This is a genomic window from Streptomyces sp. NBC_01428 (assembly GCF_036231965.1).
Lineage (GTDB): Bacteria > Actinomycetota > Actinomycetes > Streptomycetales > Streptomycetaceae > Streptomyces.
The window spans coordinates 5,596,948-5,618,987 of record NZ_CP109499.1 but is presented as its reverse complement, the minus strand read 5'-3'; the positions used below and the strand labels follow the sequence as shown (position 1 = coordinate 5,618,987).

Annotated in this window: 15 protein-coding genes; 8 read left to right on the top strand and 7 right to left on the bottom strand. The window is 72.1% G+C overall.

Annotated elements, in window-relative coordinates; translation table 11 throughout:
* The first annotated feature begins 7 nt into the window (after positions 1 to 7).
* Positions 8 to 1,660: a hypothetical protein gene (locus tag OG406_RS24350; RefSeq protein WP_267050980.1), complete on the top strand. Its 1,653-nt coding sequence runs from the start codon at positions 8 to 10 to the stop codon at positions 1,658 to 1,660.
* Between the two features lie 17 nt (positions 1,661 to 1,677).
* Here the strand turns inward: OG406_RS24350 and OG406_RS24345 are convergent, their stop codons facing one another.
* Positions 1,678 to 2,091 (bottom strand): organic hydroperoxide resistance protein, encoded by a 414-nt coding sequence (locus OG406_RS24345; protein ID WP_081221601.1) that lies wholly within the window; start codon positions 2,089 to 2,091, stop codon positions 1,678 to 1,680.
* 124 nt (positions 2,092 to 2,215) lie between these two features.
* Between OG406_RS24345 and OG406_RS24340 the strand changes: the two genes are divergently transcribed.
* Positions 2,216 to 2,713: a MarR family winged helix-turn-helix transcriptional regulator gene (locus OG406_RS24340; RefSeq protein WP_164374091.1), complete on the top strand. Its 498-nt coding sequence runs from the start codon at positions 2,216 to 2,218 to the stop codon at positions 2,711 to 2,713.
* On the opposite strand, the gene OG406_RS24335 is transcribed toward OG406_RS24340, so the two are convergent.
* Positions 2,607 to 4,142, bottom strand: a complete 1,536-nt coding sequence (locus tag OG406_RS24335) for a glycosyltransferase family 39 protein (RefSeq protein WP_329187748.1) — start codon at positions 4,140 to 4,142, stop codon at positions 2,607 to 2,609. The two genes, OG406_RS24340 and OG406_RS24335, sit on opposite strands and share 107 nt — an antisense overlap.
* A 147-nt stretch (positions 4,143 to 4,289) precedes the next feature.
* On the opposite strand from OG406_RS24335, the gene OG406_RS24330 reads away from it, so the two are divergent.
* From OG406_RS24330 to OG406_RS24315, 4 genes are all read left to right on the top strand, one after another.
* On the top strand, positions 4,290 to 5,555 hold the full coding sequence (locus OG406_RS24330) for a glycosyltransferase 87 family protein (RefSeq protein WP_329187746.1): 1,266 nt from the start codon (positions 4,290 to 4,292) through the stop codon (positions 5,553 to 5,555).
* A gap of 58 nt (positions 5,556 to 5,613) precedes the next feature.
* A complete protein-coding gene (locus tag OG406_RS24325; RefSeq protein WP_329187745.1) occupies positions 5,614 to 7,218 on the top strand; it encodes a glycosyltransferase family 2 protein in 1,605 nt (534 codons plus the stop codon).
* A 65-nt stretch (positions 7,219 to 7,283) separates the two neighbouring features.
* On the top strand, positions 7,284 to 8,264 hold the full coding sequence (gene galE / locus OG406_RS24320; RefSeq protein WP_329187744.1) for a UDP-glucose 4-epimerase GalE: 981 nt from the start codon (positions 7,284 to 7,286) through the stop codon (positions 8,262 to 8,264).
* A gap of 126 nt (positions 8,265 to 8,390) precedes the next feature.
* Entirely contained in the window at positions 8,391 to 9,344 is a 954-nt protein-coding gene (locus OG406_RS24315) for an ADP-ribosylglycohydrolase family protein (protein ID WP_329187743.1), read from the top strand.
* On the opposite strand, the gene OG406_RS24310 is transcribed toward OG406_RS24315, so the two are convergent.
* Positions 9,331 to 9,999: a TetR/AcrR family transcriptional regulator gene (locus tag OG406_RS24310; protein WP_164374085.1), complete on the bottom strand. Its 669-nt coding sequence runs from the start codon at positions 9,997 to 9,999 to the stop codon at positions 9,331 to 9,333. The genes OG406_RS24315 and OG406_RS24310 overlap by 14 nt on opposite strands.
* Before the next feature lie 156 nt (positions 10,000 to 10,155).
* On the opposite strand from OG406_RS24310, the gene OG406_RS24305 reads away from it, so the two are divergent.
* Complete coding sequence (locus OG406_RS24305; protein ID WP_081217614.1) at positions 10,156 to 11,076, top strand: ABC transporter permease; 921 nt, start codon at positions 10,156 to 10,158, stop codon at positions 11,074 to 11,076.
* Between the two features lie 82 nt (positions 11,077 to 11,158).
* The gene (locus OG406_RS24300) at positions 11,159 to 11,920 is read left to right on the top strand and encodes an ABC transporter ATP-binding protein (protein ID WP_164374100.1); all 762 of its coding nucleotides are present in this window, start codon (positions 11,159 to 11,161) and stop codon (positions 11,918 to 11,920) included.
* A gap of 120 nt (positions 11,921 to 12,040) precedes the next feature.
* Here OG406_RS24300 and OG406_RS24295 read toward each other — a convergent pair whose 3' ends face one another.
* The 4 genes from OG406_RS24295 to OG406_RS24280 all read right to left on the bottom strand — a co-directional run bounded on the left by OG406_RS24295 (position 12,041) and on the right by OG406_RS24280 (position 21,920).
* Positions 12,041 to 13,192, bottom strand: a complete 1,152-nt coding sequence (locus OG406_RS24295; protein WP_329187741.1) for a glycosyltransferase — start codon at positions 13,190 to 13,192, stop codon at positions 12,041 to 12,043.
* On the bottom strand, positions 13,189 to 16,155 hold the full coding sequence (locus OG406_RS24290) for a bifunctional glycosyltransferase/CDP-glycerol:glycerophosphate glycerophosphotransferase (protein WP_329187740.1): 2,967 nt from the start codon (positions 16,153 to 16,155) through the stop codon (positions 13,189 to 13,191). Before OG406_RS24290 ends, OG406_RS24295 begins: the two co-directional genes overlap by 4 nt.
* Before the next feature lie 37 nt (positions 16,156 to 16,192).
* Positions 16,193 to 16,696, bottom strand: coding sequence for a GtrA family protein (locus tag OG406_RS24285; RefSeq protein ID WP_266848147.1), 504 nt, complete (start codon positions 16,694 to 16,696; stop codon positions 16,193 to 16,195).
* Positions 16,697 to 16,979: 283 nt separating this feature from the next.
* Positions 16,980 to 21,920 carry an NAD-glutamate dehydrogenase gene (locus OG406_RS24280; RefSeq protein WP_164374082.1) on the bottom strand — a complete coding sequence of 1,647 codons (4,941 nt, stop codon included), beginning with the start codon at positions 21,918 to 21,920 and terminating at the stop codon, positions 16,980 to 16,982.
* Between the last annotated feature and the right edge of the window lie 120 nt (positions 21,921 to 22,040).

Sequence of the window (22,040 nt, the reverse complement as noted above, 5' to 3'; positions counted from 1 at the left end):
CCGCCCGATGAGCGCCGATGTCCTCGCCCGGCGGGGGGCCGTCCGGGGCGCGACGGCACTGCGCGGCGGCGGCACCTGGCGCCCGACGCCGTACCAGCTGTTCGGCGGCCTGTTCTGGCTGGTGGTGACGCTCGCCTACTGGCGTGTCCCGCTGTGCTGCGACGCGGGCCAGCACGCGGCGGTCGTCGAGCGCCTGCGGGCTCATCTGCTCCATCCGCTGCACCCGATGGCGGACCTGCCGGGCGCGGGCAGCCCGTACTACTCGCCGTACGCGGTGGCGCAGGGCGCGTTCGCCCGGCTGACCGGGCTCGGCGGCTGGGCGGTGGTGCGGCTGTCCGGACCGGTGAACCTGCTGGTGCTGCTGACGGGCATCGGCCGTTTCGTGCGGAGCCTGACACCCCGGCCGTGGGCGCCGGTCCTCTGCCTGTTCGCGATGGTGCTGCTCTGGGGCACCGAGCGGGCCTGGTGGAGCGGCTATCTCGGACTGATGTCGATGACCGGCAACCTCGGTTATCCGTCGACGTTCGCGATCGGACTGACCTTCTGGGCCTGGGCGCTCACGGCCACCCGCGCGGCGGGCACCACGGGCGGCCCGGTCCGTTTCGTCGGCCCGGCGGGTCTCAGCAGCTGGTGGGGGTACGCGGCGCTCGGCGGGCTGTACGGGCTGATCCTGCTCGTCCACCCGATCACCGCGATCGCGGCGGCGCTCGGAGCCGTGGCGTTCGTGGCGGGCTCGCGGCGCGTCCGGCGCCCGGCCGTCGTGGGCCGCTGGCTGCTGACGGGCGCGGTGGCCCTCCTCGTCGCGTACGCCTGGCCCTACTTCGACGTCCTCGCGCTGACCGGGGACCGCAGCGTGGACGCCATGCACGAGCGGCTGTACGACGGGATGCCCGGGCACTTCTGGCTGGCCCTGGCCGGACTGCCGGCCCTGTGGCTGCGGGCCCGGAACGCCCGCAGGCCCGGGGGGCACGGATGGCGTGACCCGCTGGTGCTGCTGTTCGCGCTGGACTGCGCGGTGGTCGCCTACGGCTGGGCGAGCGGGCACTACACGTACGGCAGGATCCTCGGGCTCACGCTCGTGCCGCTCCAGTTCGCGCTCGGGGTGGAGCTGGCGGCGCCGCGGCCGTGGAGCCGGGGGCGGCGCCTGCTGGGGTGGGTGGCGGCCTGTGCCGCGCTGACCGGGTTCCTCACCGTGCAGGCCGGGGCGGTGGTGCCGCGCGCGCTGGACCCGGTCGGCTTCGACCAGCCGCCGCACTGGCCGACGTACGACTGGGCGGCCCGGCACATCGGGCCCGGTGAGGCGGTCATCACCGACGGGTACTACGCGGTGCACCTGATCGCGGGCTACGGCCCCGACCTCGCCGCGCCCGCCTGGCCGGACCCCGCCCTCGACGAGGGCGAGCGGCGGCGGCGGGTCGCGGCGGTCCGCGCCTATCTCGACCCGGCCTCGACACGGGCCGAACGCACCGCCGTCGCCCGCCGGTACCACGTCCGCTGGCTGCTGCTGACGCGCTGGCGGCGGGTTCCCGAGGAGGCGACGGTGGTGGCGTGGAGCCGGGAGACCGGGGAGGTGCTGGCCCGGGTCGGCACGGGATCCGGGACGGCCGGCGGCGGGGACACCGGCGCGGCGGTCCGCCCGGCGGTGCGCACCGGCCGCTGACCGGCCTCGCCCGCCTGCTACTCGATGACGAGCTCGACCGGGATGTTGCCGCGGGTGGCGTTGGAGTAGGGGCAGACCTGGTGGGCCTGCTCGACCAGCTTGCGGCCGGTGGCCTCGTCCACGGTGTCGGGCAGCTCGACGCGGAGCGTGACGGCCAGGCCGAAGCCCTCGCCCTGCTTGCCGATGCCGACCTCGCCGGTCACGGCGGCCTCGGAGACGTCGACCTTCGCGGCGCGGCCGACGACGCCGAGGGCGCTCGCGAAACAGGCGGCGTAGCCGGCGGCGAAGAGCTGCTCGGGGTTGGTGCCCTGCCCGCTGCCGCCCATCTCCACCGGGATCGCCAGCTGGAGGTCGAGCTTGCCGTCGGAGCTCACGGCACGGCCGTCGCGGCCGTGGGTGGCGGTGGCGACTGCGGTGTAGAGCGTGTCCATGAGGACCATCCCTCTCAAGTCGATTCCTTGGCGGGACCGCCGGTCCGGCGGTCCCACGACCAGAATTAGAGCACGCAATTCAGTTGTGCACAACTTAATGGCTCGCACGAGCTATCCTGAGGACATGACCGCGACACCCGCGCCGATCTCCCCGGCCCCCTCCGACGGGGACTTCCTCCGCCTCGACCAGCAGATCTGCTTCTCGCTGAACGCCGCCTCGCGCGCCTTCGGCGGTGTCTACCGGGTGATCCTCAAGGACCTCGGGCTCACCTACCCGCAGTACCTGGTGATGCTGGTGCTGTGGGAGCACGGCGAGCTGCCCGTGAAGCGGCTCGGCGAGCATCTGCGGCTCGACTCGGGGACGCTCTCTCCGCTGCTGAAGCGACTGGAGGCGGCGGGCCTCGTCCTGCGCGAGCGCAGCACGCGCGACGAGCGGTCCGTGCAGGTGCGGCTCACCGAGGAGGGCGGCGCCCTGCGGGAGCGGGCGGTGTCCGTGCCGCGGCGGATCGCGGCGGCTACCGGGGCGGACCTGGAGGAGATCCGAGAGCTCCGGGACCGGCTCGACCGACTGACGGCCGCTCTCGACCGGGCGGCTCGGTCGGAAACGCCGGGCTCCGCATAGGCCTGCGCACGTAGAGACGCATCGTCACCCCGCGGCGGACGACCTGCTCGCGGGGCACGAACTGCTCGTCGACCACGGCGAGTTTGACGCGTTCGGTGGGGCTGTCCGGATACCAGGAGGGCACCGTCGCGAACGGTTCGGCGACCAGCCACACCCGGTCGAGGCCCGCCAGCCGGCGGCGCAGGTCGGCGGCGTCCGCCTCCTGGCCGTACAGCGTGCCGGAGGCCGGGGCGGGGACGCTCAGCGCGATGTCGCGGATTCCCAGGAACCCCCTCGGGTAGGCCAGGGCCGCGCGCCGGGCGAGCGAGGGCAGGAACAGCACCGGGTCGCCCGGGCGCAGTTCGCGGTGGGCGACGGCGGAGACCGCGGCCAGGTTGTCGGGGCGACGGTCGGGGCTGCGGTCCTGACGCAGGATCGGGAGCTGGACCGCGAAGACGAGGGTGATGCCGAGGACGCCGCTGAGGACCGCGTGCGGCACGAGCCGGGGCAGCAGCCCGGTGAGGCGGTCGGCTCCGGCCGCCGCGAGGAGCGGGGCTCCGGCCAGCGCGTACAGGACGTAGCGCTCGTCGTACAGGGGCCACCAGCGCGACACGGTCAGCAGCACCAGGGGCGGCACCGCGGCGAGCGGCAGGGCGACGGCCGGGAGGGTGAGCCCGCCGCGGCGGGGCAGGCCGGGCACGAACGCGAGGGCGGCGAGCAGGAGATAGGGCAGGACCACGAGCCGCGCCGGGCCGGTGAACGTGTCGAGCAGGCGCTCCGCGCTGCGGAGCCCGGTCCGTGACAGCCAGGCGACCTGCGCGGACTGCCCCCGCGAGACCAGGAGCAGCGGCAGCAGGACGAGGCTCACCCCCGCGGCGGCGGTGAGCCAGCGTCGCCAGATCCGCACCGGAAGCCGCGCGAGGGCCAGCGTGCAGGCGTGCGCGAGCAGCAGGAGCAGGGCCATCTCGTGCAGCAGACAGGTGACGGCGAGGGTGCTGCCGTACGCCCACCAGGGACCCGGCCGCGGGGACGGCACGGCCCGCACCAGGAGCAGGGTCGCTCCCGCCGCACCGGCCGCGACGAGCGCGTAGGAGCGGCCCTCCTGCGCGAAGTGGCCGGCCATGGGCGTGACGGCGTAGAGGAGCCCCGCCCACAGGCCGACCCGCGGCCGGCACAGCCGGACGCCGAGGGCGGCGACCAGGCCGGCGGTCGCGGCGGCGCCGCAGACGGAGGGCAGGCGCAGGGCGATCTCGCCGGGGTGCGGGGCGAGGACGGCGTGCATCCCGAGGTAGTACAGGCCGTGCACGGCGTCCACGGTGTGCAGCAGATGCCAGATCTGGGGCACCGAGCGCCGGGCGACCTGGAAGGTCACCGCCTCGTCGCGCCACATGGCACCGCGGTCGAGTCCCCAGAGCCCGATCGCGAGCATCACGAGCACGGGCACGAGCACAGCCACTGTCTCCGGACGTCCCGCTGCCGACCGCCTGACCCACGCATACACCATGGGCCAAATTTTTTGCTATTAAACAACCTTTGGCCGGTATTGACGGCGTATCGCCCGCAATAGCCCATCCATGCGGCTTACCATCCGGCCTTGATGAGCGCCCTCAGGAACCTCCGCCCGCTTGCCCTCGCCGCCGCCTGGCTCGCCACCCGCGCGCTGATGCTGTGGCTCCTGGCCCACGACGACCTCCGCCTCCTCGGCCGGGGCGGGGTGTCCCGCGAGGTCGGACATCTCTACTTCCGCTGGTACGGCGTCCTGTCCCAGGGCGCGTTCCCGGCGGGCGACCGGCTGTGGCAGTACCCGCCCGGCGCGGGGCCCGTCCTGCTGGCGCCCGCGCTGCTGCCGTGGCTGACGTACGTCACGGCGTTCGTGGCGCTCACCCTCGTGGCGGACCTGGTGATCACCGTCGCCCTCACGTGTGCGGGGCGGCGGACCGGCCGCAGTCTGCGCGGCGCCCTGCTGTGGGTGCTCGGCCTGCCGCTGCTGCTGCACATCCCGCTCGCCCGGTACGACGTGGAGGTCACCGCCTTCGCCGTGCTGTCCCTGCTGGCGCTGTCGCGCTCCCCGCGCGCGGGCGGGGCGCTGGCCGCGCTGGGCGCCCTGGTGAAGGTGTGGCCCGCCCTGGCGCTGATCGGCACGCCCCGGGGCCGGACCACCCGCGAGGCCTGGACGTCGGCCGTGGTCGCGGCCGCCGCGCTGCTCGCCGTCCTCGCCGCCGCGTTCCGCAACCCCTTCGACTTCCTGCGCCAGCAGGGCGGCCGGGGCGTGCAGATCGAGTCGCTCGGCGGCACGGTACTGGGGTTCGCGCGTCACGCCGGCTGGCCGGGAACGGCCCGCTACCAGTACGGCGCCATGGAGTTCGTCGGCCCCTACGTCAGCTCGGTCGCGGCCGCCTCGCTCGCCCTGACCGTCGCGGCGTTCGGGGTCCTGCTGCTGTGGCGGGTGCGGGCTCGGCACTGGACCGCGGCCACCCCGTACGACGCGGCGCTCGCCGCCGTCCTGCTGTTCACGGTGACGAGCCGGGTGATCAGTCCCCAGTACATGGTGTGGCTGCTGGGTCTGGCCGCCGTCTGCCTGACCTCCCGGCACACCACCCAACGCCCGGTCGCCGCGCTGATCGCGGCGGCGACGGCGGTCAGCACGGTCGTGTACCCGGCGATGTACGGCGAGGTGATCCACAGCACCTGGACGGGCTGCCTGCTGATGCTCGTGCGCAACGGCCTGCTGGCCACCGCGGCGGGCCTGTCACTCGTACGGCTGTGGCGGTCGGGACTGCCTCCGGCCACGACGGGCCGCATCCCGCAGCGCCGGACGCGCGGCGCGCGGCGCGCCCTCGTCGGTCTCCGGACAGGACACTGAGGACCCCTTAACGGAGAATTGCGGCAACTCATCCGATTCCGGACCGTGGACCGCACTCATGACCCCTCATCGCGCGAAGGTCGGCGTCGTCGTCATCGGCTACGACGACGCCGCCCATGTGGCGGACGCCGTACGCTCCGCCCTCGCCCAGGGCGACGCCGTGCGCGAGGTGATCGCCGTCGACGACTGCTCGACGGACGGCAGCGCCGCCCTCCTCGACGCGCTCGCCGCCGAGGAGCCGCGCCTGACGGTGATCCACCGGGCCGTCAACAGCGGCGGCTGCGGCAGCCCGCGCAACGACGGCATCGACGCGGCCACCGCCCCGTACGTCATGTTCCTCGACAGCGACGACGTCCTGCCTCCCGGTGCGGTGGACGCCCTGCTCGGCACCGCCGAGGCGCACGGCGTCCCGGTCGCGGCCGGACTCTGCGTCCGCCGCGAGCTGCCGTCGGGTCGCGAAGTCCCCTGGGAGCGCGCGCTCTACGCGGGCCCCGCGGTGCTCCCCAACCCCTCCCGGCGCCCCCGTCTCGCGCACGACACCCTCTGCGTCAACAAGCTGTACCGCACCGACTTCCTGCGCGAGCACGCCATCCGCTTCCCCGAGGGCCGCTACCCCTACGAGGACTACGTCTTCAGCGCGCGCGTCCTGGCCGCCGCGCCGCGCGTCGCGCTGATCCCGGACACCGTGTACGTCTGGCACGTCCGGCGCGACGCCGAGCGGCTGTCCATCTCCCTGGACCGCGGGGACATCTCCAACTGGCGCGCGCGCACCGAGGCGAACCGGGCGGCGTACGAGATCCTCCTCGGCGCCGGCGAGAAGCGGCTCGCCCGCGCCGTGCACGCCAAGTTCCTCGACCACGACCTGCGGATGTACACGCGGGAGCTGGAGCTGCGCACCGCCGCCTACCGCCGCGACTGGTGGGACCACACCCGCGCCTACCTCTCGACGTTCGACGCGGCCGACCTCACCCTCAACCCGAGCGCCCCCGGCCGCCTCCTCGCCCGTGTGCTGCTCGCGTCGCCCGCGCCGCGCGACCTTCCCCGGCTGCGCGAACTCGCGGCCCGCCCGGCGCGGCTGCTCCCCCCGTACTCCCGCGCCTCCGACGACACCCCGGTCTGGTCCTCGGACCTCCCGCAGGTCACCCTGGAGCACTTCCTGGAGCGCCCGGCCCACCTGCTGCCCCTCGCCGTCGACGCCGAGCTGCACGTCGGCGCGCGGGCCACCCGGCTGCGGCTGCGCCTGCACGAGCTGTACGGGCGGGTGGCGCAGTCGGGTCCGGCCTCGGCGCACGTGGTGTTCACCCGCCGCGAGGACGGCAGGGTGGGCCTGCGCGGCGAGGCCCGCCTGCTGCCCGACCGGTACGGCGACGTGTGGACGGGCGAGACACCGGTGGAGCTGTCGGAGCTGGCACCGGGCACCTGGGACCTGCGCCTGACGCTGCGCTTCGGCGACGGCACGGACCGGGAGGTCACCGCGCACGCGCTCGGCGGCTCCGGCCTGCTGCGCCGCCGCGTCGTCCTGGACGTCCACCATTCCGTGGGCCGGGTCCTCCTCCTTCAGCCGTACCGGACCCACGCGGGCGCGCTCGCCCTGCGCACCGCGTCCGGTTGGCGAGGAATGACCGAAGTGCTGCGCCGCAGGCTCGGCCGCCTGCTTCACTGATACACGCGGACACATGGCGACGGACGACGGAGCACCATGGGCTCACCGACGAGGGGACGACCCACATGACCTGGCTGATCACCGGCGGCGCCGGCTACATCGGGGCGCACGTCGTCCGCGCCCTGCGCGAGGCGGGCGAGGACGCCGTGGTCTACGACGACCTGTCCACGGGGATCGCCGAGCGGGTGCCGTCCGACGTCCCGCTGGTGGTGGGCTCGACTCTGGACGGCGAGCTGGTGGCCCGGACCCTCGCGGAACACGCGATCACCGGAGTCGTCCACCTGGCGGCGAAGAAGCAGGTCGGCGAGTCCGTGGAGCTGCCCCTGCACTACTACCGGGAGAACGTCGAGGGGCTGCGCGTCCTGCTGGAGGCCGTGACCGCCGCGTCCGTGACCGCCTTCGTCTTCTCGTCCTCGGCCGCGGTGTACGGCATGCCGGACGTGGAGCTGGTGACGGAGGAGACGCCCTGCGCGCCGATGAGCCCGTACGGCGAGACGAAGCTCGCGGGCGAGTGGCTGGTGCGCGCGTCGGGCCGTGCCACCGGCCTGTCCACGGCGTCCCTGCGCTACTTCAACGTGGCCGGTGCGGCGACCCCCGAGCTGGCCGACGTGGGCGTCTTCAACCTCGTCCCGATGGTCTTCGAGAAGCTCACGGAGAACGCGCCGCCGCGCATCTTCGGCGACGACTACCCGACCCCCGACGGCACCTGCGTCCGTGACTACATCCACGTGGTCGACCTGGCCGAGGCCCACGTCGCCGCGGCCCGCGCGCTGCGAGCCTCGCCCGGCACCGATCTCACCCTCAACATCGGCCGCGGCGAGGGTGTTTCGGTCCGCGAGATGATCGACCGCATCAACGCGATCACCGGCCACGACCGCCCGCCGGTCACCACCCCCCGCCGCCCCGGCGACCCGTCCCGCGTCGTCGCCTCCGCCGACCGCATCGCCACGGAGCTCGCCTGGAAGGCCCGTCACGACGTCGACGACATGATCACCTCGGCCTGGGCAGGCTGGACCCGCAGTCACCCGGAGGCGAAGCGGGACTGACGGCCCGACGGGTCCGACGGGTCCGACGGGTCCGACGGGAGGGCCTGCCCGGAGCGGCACACCCACGCGGCCCGGGCCGGAACCGCCGCCCGGAGCCGGCCCGGGCCCGCCCCGTACGCTCGCCCCATGACGGCCATCGGCACGATCCTCGGCTCCGCGGTGGGTGACGCGCTCGGCGCTCCCTTCGAGTTCGGGCCGGAAGGGGCGTTCACGCGGCGCTTTCCCGTTCCCGGACGGGGTGGGGAGATGTGCGGAGGCGGCGGCTGGGACCCCGGCGAGGCGACCGACGACACACAGATGGCGGTCGTCCTCGGCGAGTCACTGGTCCGGCACGGCGGGCTCGAACTCCCGGACGTCTTCGACGGGTTCCGGCAGTGGGCGGCAGCCGAGCCGAAGGACATCGGCCTTCAGACGGAAGCGGTTCTCACCAGCGGTGACCCCTGGGATCTCGCGTCCGCCCTGCACTTCCAGGTCAGTCAACGCGCCGCCGGCAACGGCTCGTTGATGCGGGCCGCGACCTCCGCCGTGTTCTTCGCCTCCTGCGGCCGGGACGTCACGATGTCCGCCGCCCGCCGGATCGCCGCACTCACCCACGGCGACCCAGCGGCCTGGGAGGGCACGGCGATCCTCCACGAGCTGATCCGCACCGCCCTGGTCGGACACGATCCCCTCACCGCGCTCCCGGACACCCTGGGCGCGGTCCACCCGGACCATCGCGCCCGCTACGCGACCGTCCTCGCCGGCGACTGGCACCCGGACCGGGCGACCGAGTTCAACGGCGCGGTCTGGCCCTGCCTCGGCTCGGCGGTGTGGGCGCTGCGGACGACGGACTCCTTCGAGGACGCCCTGCGCGCGGCGGTCGACCTCGGCGGCGACACGGACACGGTCGCCGCCGTGACCGGCGCCCTCGCCGGCGCCGTGTACGGGGACGAAGCCGTCCCCGCCCGCTGGACCGAGGTCCTGCACGTCCCCCTGCCGGGTTCGGGCGGGCGCGTGCTGCGGGCGGACGGACTTGCGGGGCTCGCCGGCCGGCTGGCCGACGGGCCCCGGACACCCGTCGAGGGGATCACAACGCCTTGAGCGCCGCCGCCGTCGTGCGGGCCAGGGTGGCCAGGTAGGGCTTCGGGAGCTTGGGACCGCGGACCACGACCGCCCGCCAGTACAGGGGGCCGGACATCAGGTCCAGGGCCAGGTCGAGGTCGGCGCCCTCGCGGACCTCGCCCCGGGCGGTGGCCGCCGCGACGATGCCGCTCGCGACACCCTGCTGGCCCTCCCGCAGCGCCTTCTGGAGGGCGTCCGCGATCTCGGGGTTGCGGGCGGCCTCGGCCTGGAGGTCGGGGATGATCTGCCCGGCGACCGGATGCCGCAGGGCGCGTGAGGTGACCTCGTAGAGCAGGCGGAGGTCGCCCTCCAGGGAGCCGGTGTCCGGGGCGGGCAGACCCTGGACGGCGATCGCCGAGACCAGGTCGAGCACGAGATGGCGCTTGGAGCGCCAGCGCCGGTACACCGCGGTCTTGCCGACCCCGGCCCGGCGGGCGATGCCCTCGATGGACATCCGGGCGTACCCCACCGCCGCGAGCTCCTCGAAGACGGCGGCGCGGATTGCTTCGGTCACATCCTCCCTCAGGACGGCCGCACCGGCGGGGGCCCGGCGACGCGGGGCCTTCCCGTCGGCAGGCGCGGGCGTGGCGGCACTCGCGGCTGTGTCGGCGTTCGTGGTCATACGGACCAGCATAGGCCGTTACGACGAAACGGTTGCGTTCCGACGTAGACCGCCCTACGCTCACGTTGCGACGATACGGTCCCGTCCCGACGTAAGAGAACGGCAAAGAGCAGTCCTCGAAACGGTCAGGACGCCCCGCACCCCACCCCCCGAGCGAAAGCAACGGATGTGAGCCAGGTCCTCCACACCCCGCCCGCGACGGCGGCACCGGCCTCCCCCGCCGACGACGCCGCGGCCTTCGCCGCCCGGTACGGCCTCACCGTCAGCGGCGCCCGCCCGAGCCTGCCGGCGTACGTCCGCCAGCTGTGGGCGCGGCGCCACTTCATCACCGCGTTCGCCACCGCCAAGCTCACCTCGCAGTACAGCCAGGCCAAGCTCGGCCAGGTCTGGCAGGTGATGACCCCGTTGCTGAACGCGGCGGTCTACTACTTCATCTTCGGCATCCTGCTCGGCACCAAGCACGGCGTCCCGGACTACATCCCGTTCCTGGTCACCGGCGTCTTCATCTGGACCTTCACGCAGAGCTCGATCATGGCGGGCACCCGGGCGATCTCCGGCAGCCTCGGCCTGGTCCGCGCCCTGCACTTCCCGCGCGCCGCGCTCCCGGTGTCCTACGCCCTCCAGCAGCTCCAGCAGCTGCTGTTCTCGATGGCCGCGCTCGTCGTGATCCTGCTCTGCTTCGGAGTGCCGGTCAGCGCCTCGTGGCTGCTCGCGGTACCGGTGCTGGTGCTCCAGTTCACCTTCAACGCCGGTGTCGCGATGGTCATGGCCCGGATGGGCGCCCGCACCCCGGACATCGCCCAGCTCATGCCGTTCCTGCTGCGCACCTGGATGTACGTCTCGGGTGTCATGTGGAGCATCGACAAGGTGCTCAGCAACAACAAGCTGCCGCACTGGGCGATGGTCCTGCTGGAGAGCAACCCGGCGGCCGTCTACATCGACCTGATGCGCTTCGCCCTCATCGACAGCTTCCACGCGCACCAGCTGCCGCACCACGTCTGGGCGCTCGCGGTGGGCTGGGCGCTCGTCGCCGGCGTCGGCGGCTTCATCTACTTCTGGAAGGCTGAGGAGACCTACGGCCGTGGCTGACACCATCACGCAGCAGACGCAGGCGACGCAGGACGCCCCGCCGCAGGGCACCGAGGCGGCGGCCGGAGCGGGCTCCGAACGCATCCCCACCGTCATCGCCGAGAGCGTCGACATCGTCTACCGCGTCAACGGCACCGGCGCCGGACGCGGCAGCGCCACCGCCGCCCTCAACCGCATGCTGCGCCGCAAGCAGACCGAGAAGGCCGCGGGCGTCCGCAAGGTCCACGCCGTCAGGTCCGTGTCGTTCACGGCCTACCGGGGCGAGGCCATCGGCCTGATCGGCACCAACGGCTCCGGCAAGTCCACGCTGCTCAAGGCGGTCGCGGGCCTGCTCCCCGTGGAGAACGGCAAGATCTACACGGACGGCCAGCCCTCCCTGCTCGGCGTGAACGCGGCCCTGATGAACGACCTCACCGGCGAGCGGAACGTCTACCTCGGCGGTCTCGCGATGGGCATGTCCCGCGAGCAGGTCAAGGAGCGCTACCAGGAGATCGTCGATTTCTCCGGCATCAACGAGAAGGGCGACTTCATCACCCTGCCGATGCGGACCTACTCCTCCGGCATGGCGGCCCGGCTGCGCTTCTCCATCGCGGCGGCCAAGGACCACGACGTCCTGATGATCGACGAGGCGCTCGCCACCGGTGACCGCTCCTTCCAGCGGCGTTCGGAGGCCCGTATCCGCGAACTGCGCAAGAGCGCGGGCACGGTGTTCCTCGTCAGCCACAACAACAAGTCGATCCGCGACACCTGCGACCGCGTGCTGTGGCTGGAGCGCGGCGAACTGCGCATGGACGGACCCACCGAGGACGTCCTCAAGGAGTACGAGAAGTTCACGGGCAAGTAGCGGGACCCGAACCGGACGGGACGCGGGCTGTCGAAGCCCCGCGTCCCGTCCGTCGTCCGGCGACCCGCCCCTCGGCGGCCAGCATGCGGTGTCCGGCGCAGTGCGTTCCGGATTCGGTGCTCAGCGCTCCAGGAACGCGAACAGTTCCTCCCAGCCACGGACGACCGCATCGGTCGTGAAGCGCTGGACGTTCACGCGCGCGGCCTCGCCCATAGCGTCCCGCAGGGCCTTGTCGGACATCAACGTGTCCAGACGGCGGGCCAGTTCGCCGGTGTTGCCGAGGGCCGCGAGGAGGCCGTCCTCGCCGTCCCGGATGATCTCGTGGACGCCGGGCGCGCAGTCGAAGGCGGCACACGGGACACCGGCGGCCATCGCCTCCATGACGGCGAGCGGGAACCCCTCGCCCCGCGAGGAGAGCACGAACACCGAGCCGCCGCGCAGCGCGCCGGGCACGTCGTTCGTCCGGCCCATCCAGTCGACCGAGTCGTCCAGCCCGAGGGCCGTGCACTGCTTCTTGAGGATCTCCTCGTCCTCCCCCGAACCGTAGATCCGCAGCCGCCAGTCCGGGTGCAGCGGTGCCGTCTCCGACCAGGCGTCGAGCAGCATGTCGATGCCCTTCTGGTCGTGCAGGCGGCCGATGCTGACGACGACGTTCTCGGTGCGCGGCGAGGGCACCTCGGGCATGAACGGCAGCGGGTTCGGCATGAAGGACGCGTTGTTCAGGCCCTGCCTGATCCACAGGTCGGCGTCCTCCCGGGTGAGCGCGAGCATCCGGTCGACGTCCTCGTAGTGCTTCAGGACCCGCCGGAAGCGCGAGGTCGACCGGGAGTAGGCGAAGGACTCGTGGCTCATGCCGATGACGGTCAGGCCGTCGGTGTCGGCGAGTTCCACCCACTCCATGGCCCACACCTGGGTGACGATGACGACGCCGCCGGGCCGCGCCGCCCGCAGCAGCCCGGTCAGCCGGTCCGCCTGTTCCCGCATCCCGGCCGCCCGCTCGGCGCGCCGCCGGTGCTCGACGACGTCGATCCGCCCGCGCAGCCCGCGCGCCGACCGCACCCGCGGCGGCCGGACGTCGTACAACGTCGTGGTCGGATACGGGAGTTCGCCCAGCTCCTGGGGGACGTCGGGGTCGGTGATCCCGATGACGTGCACGCGGTGCCCGCGTTCCGTGAAGAGGCGGGCCATCTGGTGCGACCAGCTGGTCACCCCGCCGAGTTCGTCGACGCTGTTGGAGACGAAGAAGATGTCCCGCTGCGGGTGGTCGGTCATCCACGCCTCCAGTGCGCGAAGAACTGCTCGACGATGTCGCGGGACGCGGTCCCCTGGTCGTACTCGCCGAACTCGGCCGTGAACTGCTCGCGCTTCGGGGCGTACTTGACGCTCTGTTCCTCCAGCGAGCCGAGGACGACGTGGAGTTCGTCCTCGGTGCGCACGACGGGTCCGGGAGCGCGCTCCAGCAGGTCGAAGTAGGTGCCGCGGCCCTCGTGCACGTACTCCTCGTAGTCGTGGACGAAGAAGAACATCGGCCGGTCGAGGAGGGCGTAGTCGAACATCACCGACGAGTAGTCGGTGATCAGTCCGTCGGCCAGCGCGAGGAGCGGGGTCATGTCGTGCCGCGCGCTGACGTCGATGACGCGCCCGCGCACGGACGGCGGCAGCACGACGTGGTTGAGGTAGTGGGAGCGGACCAGCAGGACGTAGCGGTCGCCGAAGGTGTCGGCGAAGCGTTCCACGTCGAAGGGCAGCTCGAACCGCTTCTGCCCGCTGCCCCGGTTCCGGAACGTCGGGGCGTACAGCAGGATCTGCTTGTCCTCGGGGATGCCCAACTCCGCTGCCAGCGGACCGCGTTCCCGCGTTCCGCCCGCCTGCTCCGCCGTCCGCGCCCGCACGAGTTCGTCGTTGCGCGGATAGCCGACCCGCAGCAGGGTCCGCTCCTGGAGCCGGAAGGCCCGCGCGAGGGTGCGTACGTCGTGCTCGGAGCGGATCAGGAACCGGTCGAAGCGGTCCAGGGTGCGCTGCTGCACGTCCTGCGCCGTCCGCGACTTGAGCTTCCACTCCGGTTCGTCGAAGCCCATCCGCTTGAGGGCGGACCCGTGCCAGGTCTGGAGGTAGGTGGTCGCGGGCCGCTTGGTGAGCTTGAGCGGATAGCTCTGGTTGTCGACCCAGAACTCGGCCCGCGCGAGCGCCCGCAGGTAGGGCAGCGACCAGCGGTGCACGAGGGTGGCGTCGTCCGGGAATCCGTCGGGCCGGCCCGCGTAGGACCAGACCGCGTCGAACTCCAGGCCCTGGCGGCGCATCTCCTCGTAGAGGGCGCGGGGGCTGTCGCTGTACTGGCGGCCCAGGTGGCTCTCGAAGACGACGAGGCGGCGGCGGACGGGCAGCCGGCTGAACACCTCGTGGTAGAGGCGGATCTTGGCCGGTCCGGAGGTGAGGTCCTTGCGCAGCGAACGCGCCCTGCGGTAGCCCGACTTGGCGAGCGCCCCGGGACGGCCGTGCACACCGCGCTGCACGAGGGCGTTCGCCCTCTTGTCCGGGACCAGCCGGTAGGACAGGTGTCCGCGTGTGGAGACGACCGGCTCGAACCGGTCGGCGACGAGCCGGGTGAGCCGGGGCCGGACGGGCGACCGGCCGGCGATCAGGCCGGGTTCGGCGGCGGTGAGGCGTGTGGTGGTGCGCACTCCGTCGACGTCGAGGTGCAGCCGTACGTCCCAGACGGTGTCCACGACGCCGAGCGGGCGCACGGCCGTGAGGTCCGCCGAGCCCTCCCAGGCGATGGTGGTGCCGGCGTGCCACACCCGGGCCACGGGGAAGCGGAACGTCCAAAAGCGCACACCGCGCCGCCGGGCGTAGAACTCCAGCTCGGCGGTGAGCCGGGCGTCCGGCGGAACGACCCCGAGCGGGTTGGTCACGCGCCCGGCGAGCCGGACGGTACCGCCGGGACCCTGCTCGTAGGAGGTCAGTTCGTCGCGCAGGAACATCTTCTCGACGGGCCGGGCGTGGTACCCGAGGTCGGTGACGTCCAGGACGTGGCGGCCGAAGGGGTCGTCGAGGTGCTCGGCGCACCAGTACACGCGGCCGTCGCGTTCGACGAGCGGCGAGGAGATCTTGTCGCGGTTGGCGAGGGTGTCCACGGCGGGCAGCAGGTTGTCCCAGTCGCTGACCTGGAGGAGGTACGCGCAGACGGCGTGGATGGGTTCGGCCTCGTCGAAGGCGGCGCGGTCGATCGACTCCAGGTACTGCCGGGCGATGGCGGCGAACTCCTCGCGGTAGGCCGCGTCCCGGAAGGGCAGTTCGCGCAGGTGCAGCACGAGGTCGTGCTTGAGGAACTTGACGTCCTTGGCGAACTTCAGCTCCAGCAGGCCCTTGTCGGCGAGCAGCCGGTCGACGCGCCGGTGGATCTCCATGCGGTGCGCGAAGTTGGCGATCTCGTCACGCCGGTTGCTGATGGACTTCGCCGCCGCCTTGTCCGCGACTCGCCAGTCGTACACCCGGTTGGGGATGAGGGTGATGCGGCGGGCCGAGGCGTACGCCTGGGCGGAGAAGAGCAGGTCCTCGTAGTGGATGCCGACGGGGAAGCGCAGTCCCTCGTCGAGCAGGAAGCGCCGGCGGTAGCACTTGTTCGTCGACAGGGTGTCGAAGACCATCAGGTCGGGCAGCTCGGAGATCGACTCCAGCGTGCGGGTGCGCTCGTACAGCCAGGGGTACCACTTGACCTCCTTGCCCGTGCGCGAGTCGACGTGCACGCGCACGCACAGCCCCGAGACGAGGTCGGCGCCGGTGGTCTCGGCGGCCTCCAGCATGTTGCGGCAGGCGTTGCGCTCCAGGACGTCGTCGCTGTCGAGGAAGACCACGAAGTCGCCGCGGGCCTCGGTGATGCCGCGGTTGCGGGGGGCGCCGCAGCCGCCGCTGTTCTCGGGCAGCCGGCAGGCGCGGACCCGGCCGGGGTGGGCTGCGGCCAGTCCGCGCGCCACGTCGTACGAGTCGTCGGTGCTCCGGTCGTCGACGATGACGACCTCGACGGCGCGCAGCGTCTGGTCCAGTACGGAGCGGACCGCCGTGGGCAGCCGGCCGGCGTCGTTGTAGACGATGACGACCACGGAGACGGCCGGTGCGGTCCGCCCGGACGCTGCCCACTGCCCGGCGGCCGCGGGAAGGGGCGCGTCGGACGCGTCACCGGGTCCGGCCGGCTCGGTCGCGTGCGCGGCGGACGGGCGCTGCTGTTCCACGTTCATCCTACTGATCGTAGGTACCTTTGCGCGTTATGGGTCGTTATCGTCCGCTCTTCGAGTGTTGGAAGACCCAGGTGCGGTAGACGACGAACCGGAACGCCGAGGCCAGCACGATGGACAGCACCTTGGCGATGTTCGACCCGAGCGAGCCGCTCATCCCGAGGCCGTGGTAGCCGAGATAGAACAGCGCGCTCTCCATGAGGACGCCGAGCCCGCTGAACGCGAAGAAGAGGGCGATCTGGCCGCGGGTGCGTGAGGCCCGGTCCCGGTACGCGAAGAAGCGGAAGCCGAGGTAGTTCGTGCCCATGGCGACACAGCTGGCGATCACGGTGGCGGTCATCGGCGCCCAGCCCAGCCCGTGGAGCGCCAGGTTGAAGAAGAGGACGTTGACGGCGACGCCACTGCCGCCGACGACCGAGAAGCGGGCCAGTTCCATGGCCAGCCGGCGGACCCGGGGGGCCTTCGCGACGACCCCGGGACGCCGGGGGCGGATGACGGGCGCGGCCGCGGTGGGGGCCCGCCTCTCGGAGAGGTGCACTGTCACGGGTCCGGGTCCTCCACGCGTCTGTCCGTCGGTCGAGCTGGTGGTCGAGCGGTCGATCGAGCCAACCTTAAGTCAAATGTCTTATTTACCAGGTATAGGTAAATTGCGAGCCGGGGTTTCGCAGGAGAACGACCGGAGGCGGGCAAGGGAAAGGCGCGGTGCCCCGGTCCGGGAGGACCGGGGCACCGCGCCCGGGGCGACGCACCTCGCGACGCGTCACGCCTCATGCCGACGGGGGCGCCCCGGACCCTGAAGGCCCGGGACGCCCCCGTCGGCGTACCGCCTAGGAGTGCGCGCGCAGCAGCGTCCGCATCGTCCGCATCGCCACCGACAGGTTCGCGAGGTCGAACGAGTCCGAACCCCGGATCTCCTCCAGCGTGGCGCGGGCGCGTCCGAGGATCGGCGCGTTCTTCTCCTGCCAGGCCTCGAAGCGCTGCTCCGGCGTGGAGGTGCCGTCGCCCACCGCGAGCACGTCCGCGGTGAGTGCCGCGTGGGCCGCGTAGAGGTCCTCGCGGATCGACGCGCGGGCCATGGACTGCCAGCGGTCGGCGCGCGGCAGCTCGATGATGCGGTCCATGAGCTGCGTGATGCCGAGCCGGTCGGCGAGGTCGTAGTAGACCTCGGCGACGGCCATCGGGTCCTTGCCCGTGCGGTCGGCCACCGAGACGATGTCGAGCGCCGGGAAGGCGGAGGAGAACCCGGCCACCCGCGTGGCGAGTTCGTCCGGCACCCCCGCGTTCGTCAGCTCGTCGCAGATCTGCTGGTACCACTCCAGGTCCGCGCCGCGCAGCAGCTTGGGCAGCTCCGACCACACCTGCTCGACACCCGCGCTGAAGAACGTGATCGTCTCGGCGAGCTGGAGCGGCTGCGGCCGGTTGTTGAGCAGCCAGCGGGTGCCGCGCTCCACGAGCCGGCGCGAGTGCAGCCTGATCCGGGTCTGGACGTCGGCGGCGACGACATTGTCGAGCGCCTCCACCGCGTCCCACACCGCGCTGGAGTTGAAGATCGCGCGGGCCGCGGTCTGCGCCCGGACGATCTCCTCCAGCGAGGCACCCGTCTCCTCGCGCAGCCGGTGCAGGAAGCTCGTGCCGCCCGTGTTGACCGTGTCGTTGACCAGGACGGTCGTCACGATCTCGCGGCTCAGCGCGTGGCCCTCGATCTGCTCGCGGAACCGGTCGCGCAGCGCCGTCGGGAAGTACGCGTGCAGCAGGCTCTGCAGGTACGGGTCGTCGGGCAGCGAGGTGGCGAGCAGGTCCGTGGAGACCGTGATCTTCGTGTACGCGAGGAGGACGGCCGTCTCCGGACCGGTCAGACCCTGGCCCGCGGTGAGCCGCTCACGGATCTGCCGCTCGCTGGGCAGGAACTCCAGGGCCCGGTCGAGGTGCCCCTCGCGGACCAGGTGGCGCATGAAGCGCTGCTGGGCGTGGAGCATGCTCGGGGACTGGGCCAGCGCGTTGGCGATCGCCGTGTTCTGCGCGTAGTTGTTGCGCAGCACCAGGGCGCCGACCTCGTCGGTCATCTCGGCGAGCAGCTTGTTGCGCTGCTTGACGGTCAGATCGCCGTTGGCCACCACCGCGTTGAGCAGGATCTTGATGTTCACCTCGTGGTCCGAGGTGTCCACGCCCGCGCTGTTGTCGATGGCGTCGGTGTTGATCTTGCCGCCGGTCTGCGCGAACTCGATGCGGCCGAGCTGGGTCAGGCCCAGGTTGCCGCCCTCGCCGACGACCTTGACGCGCAGTTCGGCGCCGTCGACACGGATCGCGTCGTTCGCCTTGTCGCCGACCTCGGCGTTCGTTTCGGCGGACGACTTCACGTACGTGCCGATGCCGCCGTTCCACAGCAGGTCGACGGGTGCCTGGAGGATCGCCCGCATCAGGTCGGCCGGCGTCATCTTCGCGACCTTCGACTCGATGCCGAGGGCCTCGCGGATGTGCGCGTTGACCGGGATGGCCTTGGCGCTGCGCGGGAAGACCCCGCCGCCGGCCGAGATGAGGCCGGTGTCGTAGTCCGCCCACGAGGAGCGCGGCAGTTCGAACAGCCGGCGGCGCTCGGCGTACGAGGTCTCCGCGACCGGGTCCGGGTCGATGAAGATGTGCCGGTGGTCGAACGCGGCGACCAGGCGGATGTGCTCGGAGAGCAGCATGCCGTTGCCGAACACGTCACCGGACATGTCGCCGACACCGACCACGGTGAAGTCCTGCGACTGGGTGTCGACGCCCAGCTCCCGGAAGTGCCGCTTGACGGACTCCCAGGCGCCGCGGGCGGTGATGCCCATCTTCTTGTGGTCGTAGCCGGCGGAGCCGCCGGAGGCGAAGGCGTCGCCGAGCCAGAAGTCGTAGCTCTCGGCGACCTCGTTGGCGATGTCCGAGAACGTCGCCGTGCCCTTGTCGGCCGCGACCACGAGGTACGTGTCGTCCTCGTCGTGCCGCACGACGTCGGCGGGCGGCACGATCTCACCGGCGACCAGGTTGTCGGTGATGTCGAGCAGCGCCGAGATGAAGGTCCGGTAGCTGCGGATGCCCTCGGCCAGCCACGCGTCACGGTCGGCGGACGGGTCGGGGAGCTGCTTGGCGACGAAGCCGCCCTTGGCGCCGACGGGCACGATGACGGTGTTCTTCACCATCTGGGCCTTGACCAGGCCGAGGATCTCCGTGCGGAAGTCCTCGCGCCGGTCGGACCAGCGCAGACCACCGCGCGCGACCTTGCCGAAGCGCAGGTGCACGCCCTCGACGCGCGGCGAGTACACCCAGATCTCGAACGCCGGGCGCGGCGCCGGGAGGTCGGGGATCGCCGTCGGGTCGAACTTCATGGAGACGTAGGCGTGGGGGGTGCCCTCCGCCGTCTTCTGGAAGAAGTTCGTGCGCAGGGTCGCCTTGATGAGGTGCAGGAAGGACCGCAGGATCCGGTCCTCGTCCAGGGAGGCGACCTGGTCGAGCGCCGCGTCGAGCTCCTCCAGCAGCGCGTCGGTCAGCTCGACGCCGGCGCGCTGGCGCTCCGGCGACATCCGCGCCTCGAAGAGCGAGACGAGCAGCCGCGTGGTGTGGACGTTGTTGCGGAGGGTGTCCTCCATGTAGTCCTGGCTGAACGTGGAGCCGGCCTGGCGCAGGTACTTCGCGTACGCCCGCAGCACCATCGACTGGCGCCAGTTGAGGCCGGCGCTCAGCACGAGGGCGTTGAACCCGTCGTTCTCGGCCTGGCCGGTCCAGGTGGCGGCGAAGGCCTCCTGGAACCGCTCGCGGCCGTCGTCGCCGAGGTAGTCGCCGTTGCCGTTCGGGGACTTCGGCAGCCGGAGCCCGAAGTCGTAGATCCACGCCGTCGTACGGTCCGAGCAGCGCAGTTCGTACGGGCGCTCGTCGGTGACCTCGACGCCCATCCGGTTCAGGGCGGGCAGCACCGCGGAGAGGGAGACCTGCTCGCCGGTGCGGTAGATCTTGAACCGGCGCTCGCCGGGGGCCGCGCCGACCGGCTCGTAGAGGCTGAGCGCGAAGTCCTTGCTCTGCTCCTGGCCGAGCGTCTGGAGGTGCACCAGGTCGGCGACCGCGGAACGCGGCGAGTGGTCGGCCTTGTAGCCCTCGGGGAACGCGTTGCCGTAGTGGCGCAGCAGTTCGGCGGCGCGCTCCTCACCGCACTCGGCGGTCAGTGCCTCGCCGAAGCCGTCGGCCCACGAGCGGGCGGCCTCGACGAGACGCGCCTCGATCCGGTCCTTGTCGGCGTCGGAGAGCTGCGCCAGCTCGGTGCCGGGCTCGACGCGGACCACGAAGTGCAGCCGGGACAGGATCGACTCGGTGTTCCAGGCCGTGAAGTCGACGCTGGTGCCGTTGAGTTCTTCCTTGAGGATGTCGATGATCCGCAGGCGCACGCCGGTGGTGTAGCGGTCGCGCGGCAGGTAGACGAGGGCCGAGTAGTAGCGGCCGTACTCGTCCTGGCGCAGGTAGAGCCGCAGCCGGCGGCGCTCCTGGAGGTACAGGACGGAGGTGACGATCGCCCGGAGCTCGTCGGCGGGCGTCTGGAACAGCTCGTCGCGCGGGTACGTCTCCAGGATCTGGAGCAGGTCGCGGCCGTCGTGGCTGTTGGGCGAGAACCCGGCCCCGCGCAGGACCTCCTCGACCTTGCGGCGCACGACGGGCACGCGGCGCACGGACTCGGTGTACGCGGCGGACGAGAAGAGGCCGAGGAAGCGGCGCTCGCCGACGACCTCGCCGTTCTCGTCGAACTTCTTGACCCCGACGTAGTCCAGGTACGACGGCCGGTGCACGGTGGCGCGGCTGTTCGCCTTGGTCAGGACGAGCAGCTTGTGCTCGCGCGCCTTGGCGCGGGCGTCGGCGGGCAGCCGCTCGAAGGACGGGCTGACGGGGTGGCTGTCCTCGTCGCCGTGCTGCGGGTCGGAGCGCAGGATGCCGAGCCCGGTGCCGGGGACGGCCGTCAGCGAGTCGTCGTCGCGCAGCTGGTACTCGCGGTACCCGAGGAAGGTGAAGTGGTCGCCGGACAGCCAGCGCAGCAGCTCGCGGGCCTCCTCGACCTCCTGCTCGCGCAGGTCGTCGGCGGCGGGCTCGGCGGGCAGCTCGTCGGCGATCCGCAGCGCCGCGTCGCGCATCTTCTCCCAGTCCTCGACGGCCTCACGGACGTCGGACAGGACACGGAGCAGGTCGGCGGTGATCTGCTTCAGATCGGCGCGGTCGGTCTCGCGGTCGATCTCGACGTGGATCCACGACTCGACGTGCGCGTCGTGCGGCAGGTCCTCGGCGGAGGGCCGCGTGGGCAGCACCTCGATGAGCTTGCCGGTCAGGTCGCGCCGTACGACGAACTGCGGGTGGATCACGACATGGATGCCGCGGCTCTGACGCGACAGCTCGTTGGTCACCGAGTCGACGAGGAACGGCATGTCGTCCGTCACCACCTCGACGACGGAGTGGCTGCAGGTCCAGCCGTTCTCCTCGACGGTGGGGGTGTGCACGCGCACGTTGGCCGTGCCCTGAGGGCGGTTCTCGGCCAGTCGGTAGTGGGAGAAGGCCGCTCCGAAGACGTCGACCGGGTCACGGTCGCTGAGGTCCTCCGGGGCCGTGTGCAGGTAGTAGCGCTGGAGGAACGCGAGCACGGTGTCCCGGTCGGGGGTGCCCTCGTCCGTCGTCCCGGTCGGTAGGTGCCCCCCGACCGGGCTGTTCTCAGCTACCCGGGCGGCCCGTTCGAGCAGCTCGGCCTTGGCTTCGTCCAGCTTGGTCTGCATTGTCCTCTGGCTCCTGTCGCGCGCCGTTGCGTGACGTTGAAGGAAGTACGGTCTCGTCGCTTCCGACGCAACGCCGTGACGCGGGGTGTCCGGTCTGCTTCGACGCTATGCCGCAAGGTG